Raw genomic sequence first — 20,301 nt, 5'->3', positions numbered from 1 at the left:
AGCGGGTGGTTCTGGCCGGAGGATGAGGAAGCCCTGAGGACGGGCGGCATGGCAAGCTGGCCCGCATGTGCGGTCGGTTCGCAGCGAGCGGCAAGCCCGAGGACATCGTCGAGCTGTTCGGCGTCGAGCAGTGGGACCCCGAGGAGACCCTGGACCCCAACTGGAACGTCGCGCCGACGAACAGCGCCTTCGTGGTGTTGGAGCGGCTGGGCCGGGAGCAGCCGCGGCCGGTGCGGCAGTTGCGGGTGCTGCGTTGGGGGCTGGTGCCGCAGTGGTCGGACTCCGCCGAGACGGCGGTGAAGATGATCAACGCGCGGTCGGACACGGTGCACGAGAAGCCCTCGTACCGGCAGGCCTTCGCCGCGCGCCGGTGCGTCCTGCCGGTGGACGGCTACTACGAGTGGCAGACGGTGCCGGGGGAGCGGGGGAAGGCCCGCAAGAAGCCGTACTTCGTCTCCCGCGTGGACGGGAGCCCGCTGGCGCTGGCCGGGCTGTACGAGTTCTGGCGCAACCGGGCGGTGCCGCCGGGGCATCCGGAGGCGTGGCTGGTGACGTTCACGATCGTCACCACGGACGCCGAGGAGGCGCTGGCGCCGATCCACGAGCGGATGCCGCTGTTCCTGGACCGGGCGGACTGGGACGAGTGGCTGGACCCGCGGCTGACCGACCCGGACGGGGTGCGCCGGCTGCTGACGCCCCCGCCGCCGGGGGCGCTGCTGGCCACCCCGGTGTCGCCGGCGGTCGGCAGCATCCGCAACAACGGTCCCGGGCTCAAGGAGCCGTGGGCCGAGGCCGAGTACGAGACCACGCTGTTCTGACCACTTCTGGAGTCGCCGAGATGAGCACCACCGAACCGGTCCCCACCGACGCCGGGGAGGCCCGGATCACCTGGCACCGGGCCGCGGAGCCCGTGGCGGTGCTGGCGCTCGGCCACGGCGCGGGCGGCGGGATCGAGGCCGGGGACCTGGTGGCGCTGGCCGGGGCGCTGCCGGCCCGGGGGGTCACCGTGGCGCTGGTCGAGCAGCCCTGGCGGGTGGCGGGCAAGCGGCTCGCCCCGGCGCCGAGGACGCTGGACCTGGGCTGGCGGCCGGTGGCCGAGCGGCTGGCGGGGGCGGGGCTGCCGCTGGTGGTGGGCGGGCGCAGCGCCGGGGCGAGGGTGGCCTGCCGGACGGGGGCGGCGAGCGGGGCGGTGGGGGTGGTGGCGCTGGCGTTCCCGCTGCACCCGCCGGGCAGGCCGGAGAGGAGCCGGGCCGAGGAGTTGCTGGGGTCGGGGCTGCCGACGCTGGTGGTGCAGGGTGCGGCGGATCCGTTCGGCGGGCCGGGGGAGTTCCCGGAGCTGCCGGCGGGGCACGAGCTGGTGGCGGTGCCGTACGGCAGCCACGGGTTCGAGGTGCCCAAGCGGGCGCCGGTGGGGCGGGACGAGGTGCTGGACCTGATCTGCTCGTCGGTGGGGGACTGGGTGCTGCGGCTGGTGTGAGGCCGGGCGGTGGCGGGGCCGCCGGCCGTGCGCGGACCGGTTCCGTTCGATCACTCGTGCGAGTGAATGGTGTCGGGGGGCGGGAATGCGGGCGGGGCCGGGGTGGTTGTCGTGTCCGTCAGCATGAGTCACCGGTGAGAGAGGCAGGGCAGATGGGTTCGATCGCGTGCCCGGAACGGCCTGAGGAGCGCGAGGCCACCGCGGCGTTCGCCCCCTCCTGGTCGGAGTGGCTCGACGCGGGCGAGAAGCCCGTCAGCCCTATATCCTCCATTTCTGGGCGGCCCGCCGTGGGCCGTTCCCGTCATGCCGAGGAGGTGGGTCCGGTCGTCGGGACCGAGCACGAGGCCGATCCGGGCCGTGGCCCGGGCGACGCCATGCCCGCGGGCGAGGCGCTCACCGGTGAGGAGCTGGCCGAGGCGATCGGTGAGGACACCTACCGGGTGTCGGCGCAGGAGAGCGAGGAGGCCCGGCGGGGGCGCTTCGAGCGCGACGCCCTGGGCTACCTGGATCCGATGTACTCGGCGGCGCTGCGCATGACGCGCAACCCGGCCGACGCGGAGGACCTGCTCCAGGAGGCGTTCGCCAAGGCGTACGCGTCGTTCCACCAGTTCCGTGAGGGCACGAACCTCAAGGCCTGGCTGTACCGCATCCTCACCAACACGTTCATCAACTCGTACCGCAAGAAGCAGCGGGAGCCCCAGCGCACCGCGGCGGAGGAGATCGAGGACTGGCAGCTGGCCCGGGCCGAGTCGCACATGTCGACCGGTCTGCGTTCGGCCGAGACCCAGGCGCTCGACCACCTCCCCGACAGCGATGTGAAGGACGCGCTCCAGGCCATCCCGGAGGAATTCCGGATCGCCGTCTATCTCGCGGACGTAGAAGGCTTTGCGTACAAGGAGATCGCCGACATCATGGGTACTCCCATCGGTACGGTGATGTCCCGGCTGCACCGCGGCCGCCGTCAGCTGCGCGGCATGCTGGAGGATTACGCCCGTGAGCGCGGGCTCGTCCCGGCCGGCAGCGGGGCAGGGCAGGAAGCGAAGGGCTCGGGCTCATGAGCTGCGGCGATCCGCACGAAACCGAGTGTGGCGAGGTCCTCGACCACCTCTATGAATTCCTCGACAACGAGATGCCCGAGGGCGACTGCGTAAAGTTGCGGGTGCACTTCGAGGAGTGCTCGCCCTGCTTGAAGCAGTACGGGCTGGAGCAGGCGATCAAGGCGCTGATCAAGCGTTCCTGCGGGTGCGACGACACGCCGACGGACCTGCGCAGCAAGGTGCTGGCCAGGATCGACTCGATCCGGGCCGGGCAGCGCTCGGGTGAGCAGGTGGTCGCGGTGGAGACCCCCGTCGAGGTGCACGCCGAGTCGGCGCGGCCGGCGCCCAGACCGGGCGGAGCGGCCGGACAGGAGCCGGCGCACCCCGGCGCACCGGTCGAGGCCGGCGCCCAGGCGGAGTGACGGCCCGTCGGTCGAACGTCCGCACGGTGGTCGACCGGTCGGTCGACGACCGGGAGCGGTAGTCCACCGGCCCGCCGCCGAGGGCGGGGGTCGGTGGTTCGGGCAAGGAGTGCAGCGGCCCCGGGAGCGTGAGCTTCCGGGGCCGCTGCCGTTTCCGCCCGCGAGCCGCCCTCACTCGTTCGGGTGAGTCGGCGGTGCGCCGCCTGTGCCGTTGCGGCATCATGCGTCCCCATGCCCGGGTGGCCGCCTATTCTCCTGACGGTCACTCACCGTCGGTCCGTCCGGCGGGTCGAGGCAGCACGGGGTCCGTACGGCGGGGAGGTCGAGATCGCTACCGACTGTGGAGGATCGGCCCTGCCGCGGGGGGCGGCGCGCTACCTGGCGGCCGTCCCGGCGGCGGCGCTGTGCTGCCTGGTGCCGCTGCTGCCCGCCGCGGCCGCCCCCGGGGTGCCGCACTGGCTCGGCGCGCCGGTGGACTGGCCCAAGGTCGCGCTGCTGGCCTTCCTGCACGGCTGCTGGGAGTCCCTGGCCCAGGGCCTGCCCACGCCCTGCCTGGTGCTGGTGCGTCGGCTGCTGCGCCGGCCGGCGCTGCCCGAGCGGGTGCCCGCCCGGCCCGGGGTGAACGCCTTCTTCCCGGTGCTGTTCGCCGGGGTGCTGATGCTCCCGCCCGCCGCCGCCGCCCTGGTCGCCGCCCCGGCCGCGGTGCTCGGCGGACCGAACGGGCGCGGCTGTCGCCCGCGCCAGCTGTTCAACGGCTCCCAGCTCGCGCTGTGCGCCTTCGCCTCCTCGGCCGCCTTCCACCTGCTGCGCGGCCCGCAACTGCTGCTCGGCTCCCGCTTCCCGGCCGCGCTGCTGCCCGGATTCGCCGCCGTCGCGGTGTTCTGCCTGGTCAACGGGGTGGTGGTGGGTGTCATGCTGATGCTCAGCGAGGGCCGCGGGCCGTGGGTGCTGCTGCGCGGGGCGCACTCGGTGTGCGGGCTGCCGGTGCTGGTGCACGCGGCCGGCGGGCTGATGGTCGCGGTGCTCTGGCAGGGCCCGTACGGCGCGTTCGCGGCGCTGCTCGCCCTGCTGCCGCTGTCCATCTCGGCCTGGGTGTTCGCCCAGGGGCAGCGCGAGCGCGACGCCCACCAGGCGACCGTGCAGTCGCTGGTGCAGGCCGTGGAGATCAAGGACTCCTACACCCGCGGCCACAGCGAACGGGTCGGCCTGGCCTCGGTGCTGATCGCCACTCAGCTCGGCATGGAGGCCGAGCGGCTGCGCACCCTGCGCTTCGCCGGCATCCTGCACGACGTCGGCAAGCTCGGGGTGGCCACCGAGCTGCTGCGCAGAAACGGTCCCCTCACCGAGGCGGAGCGCCGGGCGGTGGAGATCCACCCGGTGTACGGGTACGAGCTGGTGCGCGGGATCGACTTCCTCGGCGAGGCGCACGCCGGGATCCTGCACCACCACGAGCGGATGGACGGCCGGGGCTACCCGAGCGGGCTGGCCGGCGAACAGATCCCCGAGTTCGCCCGGATCATCTCCGTCGCCGACGCCTTCGACTCGATGACCTCCACCCGCTCCTACCGGCGCGGACGCCCGGTCCGCGAGGCGGTCGTGGAGCTGGAGCGCTGCTCGGGCAGCCAGTTCGACCCGGTGATGGTGCGGGCGCTGATCGACGCGCTGGCCGGGCACGACTGGCAGCCGGTGGTGCACTCCGAGGACTCCATCCAGGCGGTGCCGGACATCCCGCTCGGGGTGCCCGAGCCGGTCCGGGCGGCGCCGGGCCGGGTACCGCCCCAGGGCGGGAGCTTCCCCCCGGTGGGGCAGCCGTGAGGGCCGCCGGGCGCGGCGACGTGGGCCGTACCGCGGCCGGGCGGACGGCCGCCGGGCGGGCGGCGCCGGGGGCCGGGGTGTTCGGGCTCCGGAGGCTGGGGCGCGTGGTCCTGGGGTGCACGCCCCGAGGGCGCACCACGCGCGGGGTGCATGCCGCGGCCGCCGCGCTGCTGGCGCTCGCGCTGGGCGCGGTCGCGGTGCGCGGGGTCGCGGAGCCGGGGGTCGCGCTGGCGTTCACCGCGCTGATCACGCTCGGCGAGTGCGTCCGCATCACCCTTCCGGGCGATCGGGAGCAGGCGCCGATCGGCGCGGCCGCCGCGCTGGCGTACGCCGTGCTCGGGCCGCTGCGCGGAGTGCCGACCGCGCCCGGGACGCTCCAGGTGGTCGCGGTGACCGGGGCCGGCCTGCTGCTGGGCTGGCTGGTCGGCGGCGCCGGTCACCCGCACCGCCGCCCGCCCTGGGCCGACCCGGCCCGCCGCGACGGCGCCGCCCGCAGGCTGCTCGCCGTCGGCTTCGCGGCCGCCCTCTTCCAGCCGCTCTACAACAGCGGCATGGTCGACCGCTTCTCGCCCGAGGGCCCGGCGTACGGGGTGTTCCTGACCGCCGTGGCCGGGCTGGCCGCGCTCTGCGACGCCACCCTGGCGGCGCTGCTGCGCCGCTCCGGCGGCGGACCGCGGTTCCCGGCCGCGCTGGAGGACGAACTGCGCTCGCTCTTCGGCATCGGCTCGGCGATCGTCGCGACCGGGATGCTGGTCAGCCTGGCGGCCGGCGAGGTCGGGCTGTGGGCGCTGCCGCTGTTCTGCACCCCGCTGCTGCTCGCCCAGGTGTCCTTCCGGCGCGCCGCCGCCGTACGGGCCACCACCGGGCAGACCATCGCCAGCCTCGCCCGGGCCACCGAAGTGGCCGGCTACACCCCGCACGGGCACGCGCGCAGGGTCGCGGACACGGCGTGCGCGCTCGGCCGCGAGCTGGGCATGAGCACCCACGAGCTCGCTCTGCTGGAGTACGCCGCGCTGATGCACGACGTCGGCCAGCTGTCCCTGGTCGAGCCGGTGCCGGACGGCGCCACCGCGCTGCTGCCCGGCGCCGAGCAGCAGCGGATCGCGCGCCTCGGCAGCGAGGTGATCAGCCGCACCAGGGTGCCCCGACAGGTCGCCGAGCAGGTCGCCCGGCTGGCCGACCCCTGGACCGGACCCGCTTCAGGCGAGGGCCAGGTGCCGCTCGCGTCCCGGATCATCCGGGTCGCCAACGCCTACGACGACCTGCTCACGGCGGCCCGCGGCCGGGGCATCGGCGAGGCGGTCGGGCGGTTGGAGGTGCTGGAGGTGCTGCGACTGGGCCGCGGCCGGGTCTACGACGCCCGCGTGGTGGACGCCCTGGCCAGGCTGAACGGCCGAGGCCGCCGCTGAACGGCCGGGGCCGCCGTCGGGCCCGCCGGGCCCGCCGTCGCGGCCCCCGGGACCCGGGCCGCGGCCGTCAGGGGTTGAGCGGTCGGGATCGGACAGGCAGGCTGGGGAGGGGCGGGCCCCAACCTCGGCGGTGGGGAGCGCGGGCGGGGGCGGGCGTGGTTGGATGCGGTCGTAGCGTGGAACACCGACCCGGGGCACCGGGCCCCGCACACGTCGGAGGCGGTACGGGCACGGTGGCACGGGACTTGAGCGGACGACGACGGCAGGGACGAACGTGAGGATCTTCCACCGGGCACGGCACCGGCCGTCCGCCACCTGGCGGCAGACGACCGACCGGGCCTTCACGCTGATCGGCGACGGCCGCTACGAGGACGCCGGCGCGCTGCTGGTGATGGCCGCCGACCTGGAGCCGTGGCTCTCCGACTCCTGGTTCAACCTCGCCCTGCTGCACAAGTTCCGCCGGGACTGGGAACAGGCCCGCTCGGCCGGCCTGCGCGCCGTCGCCCTGCTGGATCGCGAACACGGCGCCCCGGACTGGTGGAACCTCGGCATCACCGCCACCGCCCTCCAGGACTGGCCGCTGGCCCGCCGCGCCTGGCAGGCGTACGGCCTGAAACTGCCCGGAGGCCCCGGTGCCCAGCAGGACGGCCCGGTCAGCCTGGACCTCGGCACCACCCCGGTGCGGCTCTCCCCGGACGGCGAGTCCGAGGTGGTCTGGGGCCGCCGGCTGGACCCGGCCCGGATCGAGGTGCTGTCCATCCCGCTGCCCTCCTCCGGCCGCCGCTGGGGCGAGGTGGTGCTGCACGACGGTGCCCCGCACGGCGAGCGGGTCACCGACGGCGTCGCCTACCCGGTGTTCGACGAGATCGAGCTGTGGGCGCCCTCCCCGGTGCCGACGTACGTGGTGCTGCTCCAGGCCGCCACCGCCGGTGACCGGGACGCGCTGGAGCGGCTGGTGGCCGACGCCGGCTACGCGGCCGAGGACTGGACGTCCTCGGTGCGGCTGCTCTGCCGGGCCTGCTCGGAAAGCCGGATGGCCTCCGACGACGGCGTCGCCGCCCACCACGACCCCCACGACGACGGCGACGCCGCCCATCCCGGCCACCTCAGCCACCTCAGCCAGGGCGGCGCGGCCGGGATGTCCTGGCTGGTCGAGCGCGAGTGCGGGATCGCCGCCCCGGCGCACCTGGTGCGCACCCTGCTGGACCGCTGGGTCGCGGCGGCCCCGGGAAGCCGGGCGTACCGGGACCTCGAAGAGGTGTGCTGAGTACCCTGGTGAGGTAACGCGTACACCTACGGAAGCGGAAGACATGGCGGAGCAGGCCGAGCAGCACGAGCACGAGCACGACGTGGAGGGGACGGCGCCCGAGACGCCCGTGAAGGTGATCGGTGAGGAGCCCGACCTCAGCAAGGGCACCGCGCGTCCGATCACCGTCGTCGGCAACCCGGTCCTGCACCGCGAGGTCAAGGACGTCACCGTCTTCGACGGCAAACTGTCCGCGCTGATCGACGACATGTTCCAGTCGATGTACGCCGCCGAGGGCGTCGGCCTCGCCGCCAACCAGATCGGCGTCGACCTCAAGGTCTTCGTCTACGACTGCCCGGACGACGACGGCGTGCGCCACATCGGCCACGTGATCAACCCGGTGCTGGAGGAGTACCCGGCCGACCGCCGCCGCGTCCTGGACGACGGCAACGAGGGCTGCCTCTCCGTCCCCACCGCCTACGCCGAGCTGGCCCGCCCGGACTACGCCGCCGTCACCGGCGTCGACAAGAACGGCAAGGAGATCCGCGTCGAGGGCACCGGCTTCTTCTCCCGCTGCCTGCAGCACGAGACCGACCACCTCTACGGCACCCTCTACATCGACAAGCTGTCGAAGCGGGACCGCAAGGACGCCCTGCGGCAGATGGCCGAGGGCACCCCGAAGTACGCGACGGTGCCGAACGCGTAACGCCCGGAGGCGAGTCGGGGGCCGGCACGGGGAAATCCCGGGCCGGCCCCCGCGTTTCGTATCGGCCCGGGTGTCAGGGCCCGCTCGGCCCGTGCAGCGGACCGTTCCGCCCCGTGAACCGGAGCCCTCCGCCCGCGTGCGGTCAGCCGGTGACGAAGAGCCACTCCGGGCCGTAGGTGAAACGGGGGTCCGCGGGGAGCTTGACGGCGTTGATCCGTTGGGCGGTGTCGGCCAGGTCGCTCATGTTCCCGATCGCGGTGAAGAGCTCGTTCGGGTTGCCGCCCCAGGCGTGTTCGAGGGAGGTCAGCATGGCGCTGTACGTCGAGTTGAAGTCGTGCAGCAGGGCGGCGGTGGACTGGTCGGGCGCGTTGCCGGGGTCGTTGGCCCAGCCGCCGGCGGGGACCCGGGCGACCGGCGAGGTGTCCGGGAGCGGCACGTCGGGGCCGGTGAACTCGAACTTCCCCGTCGCCGGGTTCTGCACGAGCTTCTTGCCGACGGCGATCTCCTTGAACGCGTAGTAGTGGGCGAGTTCGCCCGGGGCACCGGGGAAGGGGTTGTCCGGGGAGGCCGTGGTGCCCTCGCCCTGGGTCTGGATGATGTCGATCGCCTTCAGGACGTCGTCGATGGTGTTCATCGCGACGATGTCGTTGCCGGCGCCGTGGCTCGACCCGAGCGGGAAGGTCACCTGGTTCCGCCCGGTCAGCAGGTGGGCGAAGTTCGGGAAGACATTGGCGATCCGCTGGTAGAACGCACCGATCGTGTTCCCGTCGGCGGCGAAGGCGAGCGGGTTCTCGGGCTTCTCGATGTCGGAGAAGAGGCCCGCCGACTCCCGGGTCAGCCCGGCGAGGGAGACGATCAGCCCCGGGTTGACCCCGCCGGGCAGCTCGCCCGGGTACTTGGGGACGGTGGCCGGGTCGGTGAGGACGACGGTGCCGCCGATGCTGGTGAGCATGTTGCAGACCAGGCCGAAGTGCGACATCTCGTCGAAGACGATCTCGCGGATCGTGTGGCGGACGGGCTGGGAGTCGTCCTGGCTGGTGATCGACCAGAGCGCGGTGGCGTAGGGCGGGATGGTGGAGAGCTCCAGCATGATCGCCCGCTGCAGCGCGTCCTTGAGCTCCTGCTCGCTCCAGTCCTCCTCGGCCATGCTCATGAGCTGGACGATCGCGTCGCTCTCGTAGTCCAGGATTCCGGCCGTCGCCATGGTGTTCCCCTTTCGTTCGACTGTGCGCCGGACCGTAGCCGGAGGCGGGCCGTGCCCGGACGCACGCCGCCGGTGCGGTCGAGGAGTTCATCCGGACGGTGCTCACGCGGCGGCCCGCTCGGGGGAGATGCGGCACCAGACGACCTTCCCGATGCCGCCCTCGCGCGGGCAACAGCCCCACTGGGTGGCCAACTTCTGGACGAGGAGCAGGCCCTGGCCGGTCTCGGCGGCGGTGGAGGCGGGGCGGAGCGAGGGCGAACCCCAAGGAGTCGCTGGATATGATCGCGGCCCTCGCCGCGCCGACATGACGATCAGAAGATGTGTGAGCGCGTGACTGTGCCGGACAGTGCCACTCAGGGGTGGCGCAAGAAGGACTCGAGTGGGCCAGCTCTGGCGTTCGCTGCCGATGCCCGGGCCTCGTTCATCACCGGGGTCAAGTCCGGGGAGTTTTCGACCGACTGACATGTGCAGGTGCCCCGCACGGGCTGTGGCCGTGCGGGGCACCCCTGTTCTGTACTGCTTAGAAGTCGTCGTCGAAGGAAACCGAGCCCTCGACGGCCACCTGGTACGCCGAGACGCGACGCTCGAAGAAGTTGGTCAGCTCCTGGACGTTCTGGAGCTCCATGAAGCCGAACGGGTTCGTCGAGCCGTAGCGGATCGGCAGGCCCAGACGGGCCAGGCGCTGGTCGGCGACGGCCTCCAGGTACTGGCGCATCGAGGCGGTGTTCATGCCGGGCAGGCCGTCACCGCACAGGTCCTGGGCGAACTGGAGCTCGGCCTCGACGGCCTCCTCCAGCATCTCCGTCACCTGCTTGGCCATCTCGTCGTCGAAGAGGTCGGGCTCCTCCTCGCGGACGGTGTCGACCACGGAGAACGCGAAGTCCATGTGCATGGACTCGTCGCGGAACACCCAGTTGGTGCCGGTCGCGAGGCCGTGCAGCAGGCCGCGGCTGCGGAACCAGTACACGTAGGCGAACGCGCCGTAGAAGAACAGGCCCTCGACGCACGCCGCGAAGCAGATCAGGTTCAGGAGGAACGCGCGGCGGTCCTCCTTGGTCTGCAGCGAGTCGATGTGGTCGACCGCGTTCATGTACTTGAAGCAGAACTTGGCCTTCTGCGCGATGGAGGGGATGTTCTCCACGGCGGCGAACGCGGCCGCGCGGTCCTCCGGGTCGGGCAGGTAGGTGTCCAGCAGCGTCAGGTAGAACTGCACATGGACGGCCTCTTCGAACAGCTGCCGCGAGAGGTACAGCCGCGCCTCGGGCGAGTTGATGTGCTTGTAGAGGCTCAGCACCACGTTGTTCGCGACGATCGAGTCACCGGTCGCGAAGAAGGCGACCAGGCGGCCGATCATGTGCCGCTCGCCCTCGCTGAGCTTGGCGAGGTCGGCGACGTCGGAGTGCAGGTCCACCTCCTCCACCGTCCAGGTGTTCTTGATGGCGTCCCGGTACCGGTCGTAGAACGACGGGTAGCGCATCGGGCGCAGGGTCAGCTCGAAGCCGGGGTCGAGCAGCATCTTGCGGTCTTCGGGGGTGCTCACTGGCAGGCCTCGCAGGACTCGGGGTTCTCCAGGGAGCAGGCGATGGCGGCTTCCTGCTCCGGGGTGAGGGAGGGGGTGTTCACGGGCACCGGCGCGGCGGCCCTGGCGGTGCCGGACGCGGCCTGGGCGATGCGGGTGGCCGGGCGCGAACGCAGGTAGTAGGTGGTCTTCAGACCGACCTTCCACGCGTAGGCGTACATCGAGCTGAGCTTGCCGATGGTCGGCGCCGCCATGAACAGGTTCAGGGACTGGCTCTGGTCCAGGTACGGCATGCGGGCCGCGGCCAGGTCGATCAGGGCGCGCTGCGGCAGCTCCCAGGCCGTGCGGTACAGCGACCGCACCTCGGCCGGCAGCCAGTTCAGCTCCTGGACGGACCCGTTGGCGTCGCGCAGGGCGTCGCGGGTCTGCTGGTCCCAGACGCCGAGCTCCTTGAGCTCGCGCACCAGGTACGGGTTGACCTGGAGGAACTCGCCGGACAGCGTCTCGCGCTTGAACAGGTTGGACACCTGCGGCTCGATGCACTCGTACACGCCGGCGATGGAGGCGATGGTCGCGGTGGGCGCGATGGCCAGCAGCAGCGAGTTGCGCAGGCCGGTCTCGGCGATCCGGGCGCGCAGCGCCGTCCAGCGGTCGGCCCACTGCGGGGCGGCCGTCGGGAAGTGGTCGATGTGCAGCTCGCCGCGGGCGGCGCGGGTCTCGCCGTACGCCTCGTGGCGGCCGAGCTGCTCGGCCAGGTCGGCGGAGCGCTCGTAGGCGGTGAGCATGATGCGCTCGGCGATGAGGGTGGAGAGGGTCTTGGCCTCGGCCGAGTCGAAGTCGATCCGCAGCTTGAAGAAGACGTCCTGGAGGCCCATCACGCCGAGGCCGACCGGGCGCCAGCGGGAGTTGGACGTCCCGGCCTCGGTGGTCGGGTAGAAGTTGATGTCCACCACGCGGTCGAGGAAGGTGACGGCGGTGCGCACGGTGGCGTCCAGCCGCTCCCAGTCCATCGCGCCGATCAGGTCGTCGGCCGAGGCGCCGGCGGCGACGTGGGCGCCCAGGTTGACCGAGCCCAGGTTGCAGACGGCGGTCTCGGAGTCGTCCGTGACCTCCAGGATCTCGGTGCACAGGTTGGAGGAGTGCACCGTGCGGCCCGGCAGGGCGGTCTGGTTGGCGGCGCGGTTGGAGGCGTCCTTGAAGGTCATCCAGCCGTTGCCGGTCTGCGCCAGGGTGCGCATCATGCGGGCGTACAGGGTCTGCGCCGGGATGGTGCGGACGGCCTTGCCGGCCTGCTCGGCCTTGCGGTAGGCCTCGTCGAAGTCGGCGCCCCACAGGTCGACCAGCTCCGGCACGTCGGCCGGGGAGAACAGCGACCAGTCCTCGTTGGCGTTGACCCGGCGCATGAACTCGTCCGGGATCCAGTGCGCCAGGTTGAGGTTGTGGGTGCGGCGGGCCTCTTCGCCGGTGTTGTCGCGGAGCTCCAGGAACTCCTCGATGTCGGCGTGCCAGGTCTCCAGGTAGACGCAGGCCGCGCCCTTGCGGCGGCCGCCCTGGTTGACGGCGGCGACGGAGGAGTCGAGGGTGCGCAGGAACGGCACGATGCCGTTGGACTTGCCGTTGGTGCCGCGGATCAGGCTGCCGCGCGAGCGGATGCGCGAGTAGGACAGGCCGATGCCGCCGGCGTGCTTGGAGAGGCGGGCGATCTGCGCGTAGCGGTTGTAGATCGAGTCCAGGTTGTCCAGCGGGGAGTCGAGCAGGTAGCAGCTCGACATCTGCGGGTGCCGGGTGCCGGAGTTGAAGAGCGTCGGCGAGGAGGTCAGGTACTCCAGGCGGCTCATCAGGCCGTACAGCTCGGCCACCTCGCGGACCGACTGCTCGCTGTCGCCGACCGCCAGGCCACAGGCGACGCGGAGCAGGAAGTGCTGCGGGGTCTCGATCACCTTGCGGGTGATCGGGTGGCGCAGCAGGTAGCGGGACTGCACGGTGCGCAGGCCGAAGTACTCGAAGCGGTCGTCGCCGGTGGTGTCGATCAGCGCGTCCAGGGCGGCGGCGTGCTTGGCGACGAAGTCCGCGGTGGTGTCGCCGATCAGGCCCTCGGTGTGGCCGACGGCGATCGAGGCGGAGAAGGACACCGAGCCCTGGCTGTTCGCCTCGTCGACGATCTCCAGGGCGAGCAGGCGGGCGGCCAGCTTCGAGTACTGGGGGTCCTCGGCGATCATCGATGCGGCGGCGTCCACGGCCAGCCCGCGCAGCTCGGCGAAGTCCGAGCCGGCGTGGCGGCCGCGCAGAGCGGCGGCGGCGACATGGCCGGGGTCGACCTCGGTGAGGTCGGTGCTGCGGTCGGTGAGCAGCCGCAGCAGGGCGCCGCCGGGGTCGGAGACCGTCGGGTCGGTGAAGGCGGTACCGGTGCCCTGGGCGGGCAGGGTGGCTGAGGCGGCGGTGGTCAAGGCGCTCTCTCCTGGCGGCGATCGGCGGCGGTGATCGGGGGCCACCGGGCCGATCGGGGCAGGGGAGCACGGCACGAACGCAGACGGCGTCGCGCGACGGTGACTCCCCGGCCCGCCCGCGAGGCCCGGAGGGGTACTGCTCGTGTCGGCGCGGCCTCTGCGGGAGGGCCGTGGCGCACGCTGTCGGCAGGTCATCGGACTCGCGGGTACGGCTGCTGGAGCCGCCCGCACACCGCTGCGGGGCAGTCCCGGATTCGCACCGGGTTCCCCTGCATCGACAGCAGAAGCGAGCATACATGTAGTGGTGTCTCCCTGAAGCGACCCCAGATGTAGTGCGGCGCCGCGTGTCGGGGCGATGACCGGTGGTACCGGAAACGTGGCCCCGGATGGCCCTGCGAGGCCCCGGAACCGGGCCGGGGGCGTCCTGGTTTCGATACGGAATGGTCACCGGGAGGATCGGCGGACACGAGGATGCCCTACGATCTGGGCGCATGAGCGACGGAACTGGCGTACCTGGGCAGGGGCCGCAGGGAACGCCTCCCGCCGGGCCGGGGGGCGCACAGAGTCAGCAGCCGGTGGTACCTGGTCCGGTACCGCCGCCGAGCGGGGGTTTCGGGCCGCCGCCGGCCTCGTACGGGCCGGTCGTGCCGGCGGCGCAGCCGGTCGCGCAGCCCATCCCGCCGGTGCCGCAGCCGGTCGCGCCCGCGCCGCAGCCGGCTCCGCCGGTCGGGCAGCCGCCGCACGCCCAGCCGCAGCCCGTCGCGCCGCCGCCCTTCGCGCAGCCGCAGCCCCAGCCGGCCCCCCAGCCGCAGCCCCAGTGGCACCTCCAGCAGCAGCCCCAGCAGCCGGTCCCGCCGCAGCGGGCCGAGCCGGACTGGGACGCGCTGGCGGACCGCAACGAGGCCGAGGGCAAGCGCCGTCGCCGGATGAGGGTCATCGGCGTGGTGGCCGCGGTCGCCGTGGTGGGCGGCCTGGTCGCCGGCGGTGTGGTGCTGTTCAAGGGCAAGAAGGACGACGGCTCCCCGACGGCCGTCAAGAGCACCCAGCCGGTCGTGCCTCCGAGTACGTCCGGCACGCCGGGCGGCCAGCCGGACGACCCGTCCAAGCCGATCTGGGAGGCCGCCACCGACCCGGCGCCGCAGGACGCGGGAGCACTGTTCTCCGCGCTCCAGGTGACGATCAACGGCGCCACCTGGAACCGGACCGTCGTGGCGCTGGACTCGCCCTGCTGGGACGGGAACTCCACGACCGGCGGGCTGGGCAAGGTGCTCGGCGACCAGGGGTGCCAGCAGGTGCTCCGGGCGACGTACGTCTCCGGTGAGAGCGCGGTCACCGTCGGGGTGGCGGTCTTCGACCGCAAGCTCCAGGCCGAGACCGCGCTGAAGAACTTCACCGGGCAGCTCAAGGGCGCGCCGGCGGCCGGGGCGCCGGCCTTCTGCGCCGGCGCCGGCTGCACCGGCACCCACAACAGCCTGGGCCGGTACGGCTACTTCACGGTCGAGGGCTCGGCGAAGGGCGGCAACGCCCCGGACGCCACGGCGACCGCGGCGGCTTCCGGGTTCGCGGAGCACGTGAAGGGGCAGTTGCTCAAGCGCGCCAAGGCCGCGTCCTCGGCCGCGCCCGGCGTCCAGGGCACCGCTCCGGCCTCGGCGGGCTGATCCGCCGGGGCGTCCCGCGGGCGGGCTGATCCGCCGTGACACCCCGGCCCCCCGGCCTACTGTTCGCGCAGGCCGGGGGGAGTGTGGCAGGCTCTCGGGACAGTCATGTCGTACGCGTTTCCGGTTGCGTCCGTGGGGGGCGGCGCCGGCGAGCAACCGGAGGAGCGGTCAGTGGCCCTGCCCAGAGCCCTGCGCGGCAAGCCCGCCGTCCTGGCCGCGGCCGGGATCGTCGCCGCCGCGGGAGCGGTCCTCCTGCTGGACCACGACGGCCGGGCCGACGGCGAACAGCTCCCGCGCGTCCCGGTGTCGGTCGGCCTGCCCGGGCGCACCCTGCCGCCGGAGGTGGGCCGGGACCTGCTCGCCCGGGACCCGCAGGCCTCGCCGAACGCCCGCGCCGTCCAGCAGTTCCTCGCCGACCTGGAGTCCCAGGCCCGCACCGGGCAGAGCGGCGGCACGGTGATCGGCCAGCACGTCGAGGCGCACAACGAGCGCAACAACCCCGAGTACGGGGACTACCGGGGCACCAAGCAGGTCGGCTACTACTACAAGAAGGCCGCCGACATCACCGGCAAGCTGCCCGGCTTCGTGGAGACCGACCTCGGCCCCGGCTACGGCCAGAACGGCTGGGGCGTCGGCAATCCCCGGTCCTACTCGGCCGGCCGCTGGCCCACCTGCCGGGCCGGCTGGCAGTACACCGACGACGCCGTCGACCTGCTCTCCGCCGTCTGGAACGGCCACCCGCGCGCCGAGGACGGCGGCTACGGCGCGGCGGGCGTGCAGCAGAACTGCGACGGCAGCAGCACCGAACTGCCCGACAACGGCGGCGGCCCGGCCGGGATCGTCGGCATGTCCTTCCACCAGCCCTACCCCGGTTCGGACGTCAAGTCCTTCGACCGGGTGCTCTGTTCGAACTCGCCGGTGGCGAAGGACCCCGACTGGTTCGGCCGGGTCGTGGACGGTGCCCACGACACCCCCGAGTACCGGGCACTGATCACCGACCTGTCCTACCTGGCCGACCACCTGGAGTACCTGGCCGCCCACGACGTGCCGGTGCTGCTGCGCCCGTACCACGAGATGAACGTGCTGGACTGCTCCCGCCGGTTCTGGTGGGCGGGCCAGAAGCCGGCCGACTACCAGGCGCTGTGGAAGATCACGTACAGGTACCTGGTGGAGACCCGGGGGCTGCACAACCTGCTGTTCGTCTGGACGCCGGTGTCCTGGGACGGTGCCCCGGGCGTGGACCCCTGGGACTACTACCCGGGTGCCCAGTACGTCGACGTGGTCGGCGTGGACGACTACAGCGGCAGCCCGGCGCACCCGATCGGCACCGGTGAGGTGTGGACCAAGCGGTACTACGACGGGCTGTCCTCCTACGGCAAGCCGCGGATGCTGGCCGAGTCCTTCGCCGTCCCGGTCAACTCCCGCCAGCCGGAGACCCTGCGGCGCACGCCCTGGACGATCTGGACGGTCTGGGGGCAGTCCCTCACCGCGAACAACCTGACCCCGGACCAGCCGCGCAACTCGGTCGCGGACGTCACCGCCACGTACCGCAACCCGCTGGCGCTCACCGGCGGCTCCGGTCCGTTCGGGGCGAACGTCGACTGGGGCGGCCTGCACGTGCGCTGAGCCGACGCCACCTCCGGCGTGGCCGCCGGCGCCGTGCGGCGGGTGGTGCCGCGGGGCTCGGCCGTACGGGTGGAATTCCGGCGCGGTTGTGCCGTGTGGCATCCTGTGGCGGCGAAGCCGAGGGCGGGCCGACGGCCGGGACGGGTCCGGAGGGGGCGGGGGATACGGGATGACACGGACGGGTCCGATGCGCGCGGCCGGCGGCGTGGCCGTCAGCTGGGGCGTGCTGCTGCTCTGCTGGGCCGGGTACAACTGCTTCGGCCAGGTCGGCGTCGCCACCTACCTCAAGGGCATCTTCTACTACGGCGGCTCCTCGGTGTTCGCCGAGACCGGGAGCCTCAACTACGGCCTGCTGTACCTGGTTTCGGGCATCCTCCTGCTGCGCGGGCGCAACTGGGCGCTCGGCGTGGCGGCCGGTGTCGCGCTGGTCGAGGGGTACAACCGGGTGCGCAGCCTGGTGGGCGCGCTGCTGGACAAGCCGCAGCGGGAGTGGTTCACGGGCACCACCGAGGGCTGGCTCAAGCTCGCGACCTTCGGGCTCGGGGTGGTCGTCACCGCGGCGCTGATCGTGCTGCTGGCCCGGTCGGTCTGGCGGGAGCAGCCGGCGCCGGCGCCGCTGTCGTCCGCGCAGCCGCAGCCCGCGTGGTCCCAGCCCGCCGCCTGGCCGCAGCCCCAGCTCCAGCCGCAGCCGCTGTCCCAGCCCCAGCCCGCGTGGCCCCAGCCACTGCCCGGACAGCCGCAGCCCCAGCCCGGTTGGGGGCAGCCCGTGCCCGGCCGGCCGGCGCCGTACCCGCCGCAGCAGCCCGCCCAGCCGGGCGCGTACCCGCCGGCCGTCGCCCAGCCGTGGCCCGCCGCCCCGCCGCAGCCCGGCGCGCCGGCACCCGGCCCGGTCGCTCCCGGCCAGGTGCCGCCCGGCCCGGCCGTGCCGCCGCCGGCGGACCGGCCACCCCAGGGCTGACCGCCCGGGGCCGACCGCCGCGGGGGCCGACCGCCCCGCGGCTGAACGCTCACGAACGACCCGCGCCCCGCCCGGGGCCGGGACGACACCAGACGAGGAAGCGCTACCGCCATGTCATCGACCACCGCCGAGCGGACGGTGCTGACCACGTCCCGCGAGGCCGCCCGGCTCGCCGAGCGACAGATGTCGTGGAAGCCCCGGGTGACGCCGTTCTACGTCTCCTTCGCGATCATCTTCACGTTCTCGCTGTGGGCGTACGTGCCCAACCCCACCGCGCTGGGCTGGGCGATCACCATCCTGTGGGGCATGCCGGTCTTCGGTGTGCTGATCGGCTTCCAGGGCGTGCTGATGGTCCGCCGCCGGCTGCGCCAGGTCAGCCGGATGACCCCGGCCGCGCCCGTCGAGGACGACTTCCTGATCGTGCTGGTGCCGACCATCGGCCGCCACGACACCTACCCCGCGCTGGAGCGCTCGGTGCTCTCGTACGTGGAGCACCTCCCGCCGTACTTCCCGTGGATGCGGGTGGACATCCTCACCGAGGAGGGCTGCGCCGCCGCGGAGAAGATCGACGAGCTGGCCGAGCGCCACCCGCTGATCCGCGTGGTGACCGTGCCGAGGGCGTACGAGACGCCCAACGGCACCAAGTTCAAGGCCCGCGCCAACCACTACTCGCACGAGCTGCGGATCGAGGAGGGCGAGGCCGAGGACGACGTCTGGGTGCTGCACATGGACGACGACACCGGCGTCGGCCCGGACACCGCCGCCGCCGTCGCGCAGTTCGTCAACCGGCAGCGCCGGGCCGGGGACGACGCCAAGCACATGGCGCAGGGCATCCTGACGTACCCGCGCGAGAACGCCGTCTCCACCTTCACCTGGCTCGCCGACGCGATCCGCCCCGCCGACGACATCGCCCGCTTCCGCGCGATGACCGGCACCGGCACCCCGATCGCGGGCGTGCACGGCGAACTGCTGATCGTGCGCTCCTCGGTGGAGGCCACCATCGGCTGGGACTTCGGCCCGAAGACCATCGTCGAGGACGCCCAGATGGCGCTCAACTTCTGCCAGCGCTACCCCGGCCGCAGCGACTGGTTCAACGGCCGCTGCTACGGCGCCTCGCCGGCCGGCGTCAAGGACTTCCTCAAGCAGCGCGAGCGCTGGGCCTGGGGCCTGGTCGCGCTCTGCTTCAACAAGACCATCCCGCTGCGGTACCGGCTGTTCATCGGGATGGGCATGGTCAGCTGGGTGCTCGGCCCGCTGCAGCACGTCGGCCTGGTGCTGCTGGTGGCGTGGTTCACCGGCACCTGGAACACCTCGCCGGTCACCCAGTCCGTGGTGCTGGTCTGGTCGATCAACTTCGCGTACGTCATCTGGACGTACTGGGAGGGCCTGCGGCTCAACGTGGTGGCCTCGGCCAACCACCGGCGCAAGTGGTGGGAGCCGATCGTGGTGGTGGCGGCCATTCCGCTGTTCTCCTTCCTGGAGGGCTGGGGCGGGCTGCGGGGACTGATCAAGTTCCTGAAGCGCGAGGAGAACAAGTTCGTCGTCATCGCCAAGCCGGCCTGATCGGAGAGCACGACCGTGAAGCGCCCCGTCATCTTCATCCTCCCGACCGTGGTGGTCGCCCTCACCGTGGGCATCCCGGTGGTCTGGGGGGACCATCCGATCAAGTTCGACCACCGCCGCCCCACCACGGTGCACTGGGCCGGCGCCCCGACCGAGCAGGGCCGGGTCTGGGGCTTCGGCAAGGACACGCCGCAGGTGGAGGACGACGGCCCCAAGGTGGCCCGTCCGTGGACCAAGGGCAGCCCCGAGTGGGGCGTGCAGGTGTACTGGTTGGACGACCCGGCGGACCCGGAGAGCTTCGTCCAGGGCAAGGTCGACCGCATCGTCAAGTACGTGGTCGGGCTGAACGCCAACTCCCTGTCGGTGACCTTCCCGTACTACACGACGGGCCCCAAGTCGAACGCCGTCGCCGCCCGGGCGACCACCCCGAGCCCGGAGCGACTGGCCCTGCTGCTGGACTCCGCCCACCGGGCCGGCCTGCGCACCACGGTGCGGCCGATCATGGACGAGGAGGTGTTCGACTACTCCGCCACCGGCGTGTGGCGCGGCAACATCGCGCCCGCCGACAAGGACGCCTGGTTCGCCAGCTACACCGCCTTCCTGACGCCGTACCTGAAGACCGCCCAGGAGCACTCCGCGACCGAGTTCACCGTCGGCACCGAGTTCAACTCGCTGGAGAACGACCCGCACTGGGCCGGCCTGATCGAGCAGGCCAGGAAGACCTTCCGCGGCCAGATCGTCTACGACGCCAACTGGGACAACTGGTCCAAGGGGCCGCTCACGCTGCCGGCCGACGGGACCGGCGTGGACGCCTACTTCCCCGCCAAGTCGGCGGGCGACGACGCCCCGGTGGCCGACCTGGTGGCCAGCTGGAACGGCTGGCTCGACAAGCGGGGCGCGGGGCCGCAGCCCGCCACCAAGCTCACCGAGGTGGGCATCCCGGCGCAGAAGGGCGCCTACAAGACGCCCGGGGACTTCTACACCAAGCGGGAGCTGAACGAGCCCGTCCAGGCCGCCTGGTTCACCGCGGTCTGCCAGGTGGCGCAGGAGCGCAAGCTGGGCGGGGTGTACTTCTGGTCGCTCTACTTCGGCATCGACCCGACCCTGCCGACCAACCAGGACACCCCGCGGATGGACTTCGCCGGGCGCCCCGCGTCCGAGCAGGCGATCCGCACCTGCTTCGCGCAGACCTACGAACTGCCGCCCTCCTGAGG

Annotated in this window: 16 protein-coding genes and 1 riboswitch; of the genes, 13 read left to right on the top strand and 3 right to left on the bottom strand. The window is 72.8% G+C overall.

What is annotated here, in order from left to right:
* The first annotated feature begins 65 nt into the window (after positions 1-65).
* From ACWDBE_RS08115 to def, 8 genes are all read left to right on the top strand, one after another.
* Positions 66-818 (top strand): SOS response-associated peptidase, encoded by a 753-nt coding sequence (locus ACWDBE_RS08115; RefSeq protein WP_449790023.1) that lies wholly within the window; start codon positions 66-68, stop codon positions 816-818.
* Positions 819-838: 20 nt separating this feature from the next.
* On the top strand, positions 839-1,477 hold the full coding sequence (locus ACWDBE_RS08110; RefSeq protein ID WP_449790022.1) for an alpha/beta hydrolase family protein: 639 nt from the start codon (positions 839-841) through the stop codon (positions 1,475-1,477).
* 152 nt (positions 1,478-1,629) lie between these two features.
* Positions 1,630-2,535, top strand: a complete 906-nt coding sequence (locus tag ACWDBE_RS08105; protein ID WP_449790021.1) for a sigma-70 family RNA polymerase sigma factor — start codon at positions 1,630-1,632, stop codon at positions 2,533-2,535.
* On the top strand, positions 2,532-2,936 hold the full coding sequence (gene rsrA, locus ACWDBE_RS08100) for a mycothiol system anti-sigma-R factor (protein ID WP_449790020.1): 405 nt from the start codon (positions 2,532-2,534) through the stop codon (positions 2,934-2,936). The genes ACWDBE_RS08105 and rsrA overlap by 4 nt, the downstream gene beginning before the upstream one ends.
* 378 nt (positions 2,937-3,314) lie before the next feature.
* The gene (locus ACWDBE_RS08095) at positions 3,315-4,751 is read left to right on the top strand and encodes an HD-GYP domain-containing protein (protein ID WP_449807555.1); all 1,437 of its coding nucleotides are present in this window, start codon (positions 3,315-3,317) and stop codon (positions 4,749-4,751) included.
* 146 nt (positions 4,752-4,897) lie between these two features.
* The gene (locus tag ACWDBE_RS08090; protein ID WP_449790018.1) at positions 4,898-6,160 is read left to right on the top strand and encodes an HD-GYP domain-containing protein; all 1,263 of its coding nucleotides are present in this window, start codon (positions 4,898-4,900) and stop codon (positions 6,158-6,160) included.
* A gap of 274 nt (positions 6,161-6,434) precedes the next feature.
* The gene (locus tag ACWDBE_RS08085; protein ID WP_392873328.1) at positions 6,435-7,427 is read left to right on the top strand and encodes a tetratricopeptide repeat protein; all 993 of its coding nucleotides are present in this window, start codon (positions 6,435-6,437) and stop codon (positions 7,425-7,427) included.
* Between the two features lie 43 nt (positions 7,428-7,470).
* A complete protein-coding gene (def, locus tag ACWDBE_RS08080) occupies positions 7,471-8,112 on the top strand; it encodes a peptide deformylase (RefSeq protein ID WP_449807523.1) in 642 nt (213 codons plus the stop codon).
* A 142-nt stretch (positions 8,113-8,254) separates the two neighbouring features.
* Here the strand turns inward: def and ACWDBE_RS08075 are convergent, their stop codons facing one another.
* From ACWDBE_RS08075 to ACWDBE_RS08065, 3 genes are all read right to left on the bottom strand, one after another.
* Complete coding sequence (locus ACWDBE_RS08075; protein WP_449807522.1) at positions 8,255-9,316, bottom strand: ferritin-like domain-containing protein; 1,062 nt, start codon at positions 9,314-9,316, stop codon at positions 8,255-8,257.
* Positions 9,317-9,836: 520 nt separating this feature from the next.
* Positions 9,837-10,832, bottom strand: a complete 996-nt coding sequence (locus ACWDBE_RS08070; protein ID WP_392874237.1) for a ribonucleotide-diphosphate reductase subunit beta — start codon at positions 10,830-10,832, stop codon at positions 9,837-9,839.
* Positions 10,833-10,852: 20 nt separating this feature from the next.
* A complete protein-coding gene (locus ACWDBE_RS08065; RefSeq protein WP_449807554.1) occupies positions 10,853-13,258 on the bottom strand; it encodes a ribonucleoside-diphosphate reductase subunit alpha in 2,406 nt (801 codons plus the stop codon).
* 192 nt (positions 13,259-13,450) lie between these two features.
* Positions 13,451-13,576, bottom strand: a riboswitch (cobalamin riboswitch).
* 350 nt (positions 13,577-13,926) lie between these two features.
* On the opposite strand from ACWDBE_RS08065, the gene ACWDBE_RS08060 reads away from it, so the two are divergent.
* From ACWDBE_RS08060 to ACWDBE_RS08040, 5 genes are all read left to right on the top strand, one after another.
* The gene (locus ACWDBE_RS08060; RefSeq protein WP_449807521.1) at positions 13,927-14,940 is read left to right on the top strand and encodes a hypothetical protein; all 1,014 of its coding nucleotides are present in this window, start codon (positions 13,927-13,929) and stop codon (positions 14,938-14,940) included.
* A gap of 171 nt (positions 14,941-15,111) precedes the next feature.
* On the top strand, positions 15,112-16,566 hold the full coding sequence (locus ACWDBE_RS08055) for a glycoside hydrolase family 26 protein (protein ID WP_449807520.1): 1,455 nt from the start codon (positions 15,112-15,114) through the stop codon (positions 16,564-16,566).
* A gap of 169 nt (positions 16,567-16,735) precedes the next feature.
* Complete coding sequence (locus ACWDBE_RS08050; RefSeq protein ID WP_449807519.1) at positions 16,736-17,524, top strand: hypothetical protein; 789 nt, start codon at positions 16,736-16,738, stop codon at positions 17,522-17,524.
* A gap of 111 nt (positions 17,525-17,635) precedes the next feature.
* A complete protein-coding gene (locus ACWDBE_RS08045; RefSeq protein WP_449790012.1) occupies positions 17,636-19,087 on the top strand; it encodes a glycosyltransferase family 2 protein in 1,452 nt (483 codons plus the stop codon).
* Positions 19,088-19,102: 15 nt separating this feature from the next.
* Positions 19,103-20,299 (top strand): glycoside hydrolase family 113, encoded by a 1,197-nt coding sequence (locus ACWDBE_RS08040; protein WP_449790011.1) that lies wholly within the window; start codon positions 19,103-19,105, stop codon positions 20,297-20,299.
* Positions 20,300-20,301: the final 2 nt, after the last annotated feature.

This window comes from Kitasatospora sp. NPDC001132, assembly GCF_053598415.1.
Note: the sequence above shows the minus strand (reverse complement) of the source record. Positions and strands in the feature narration are given on the sequence as shown.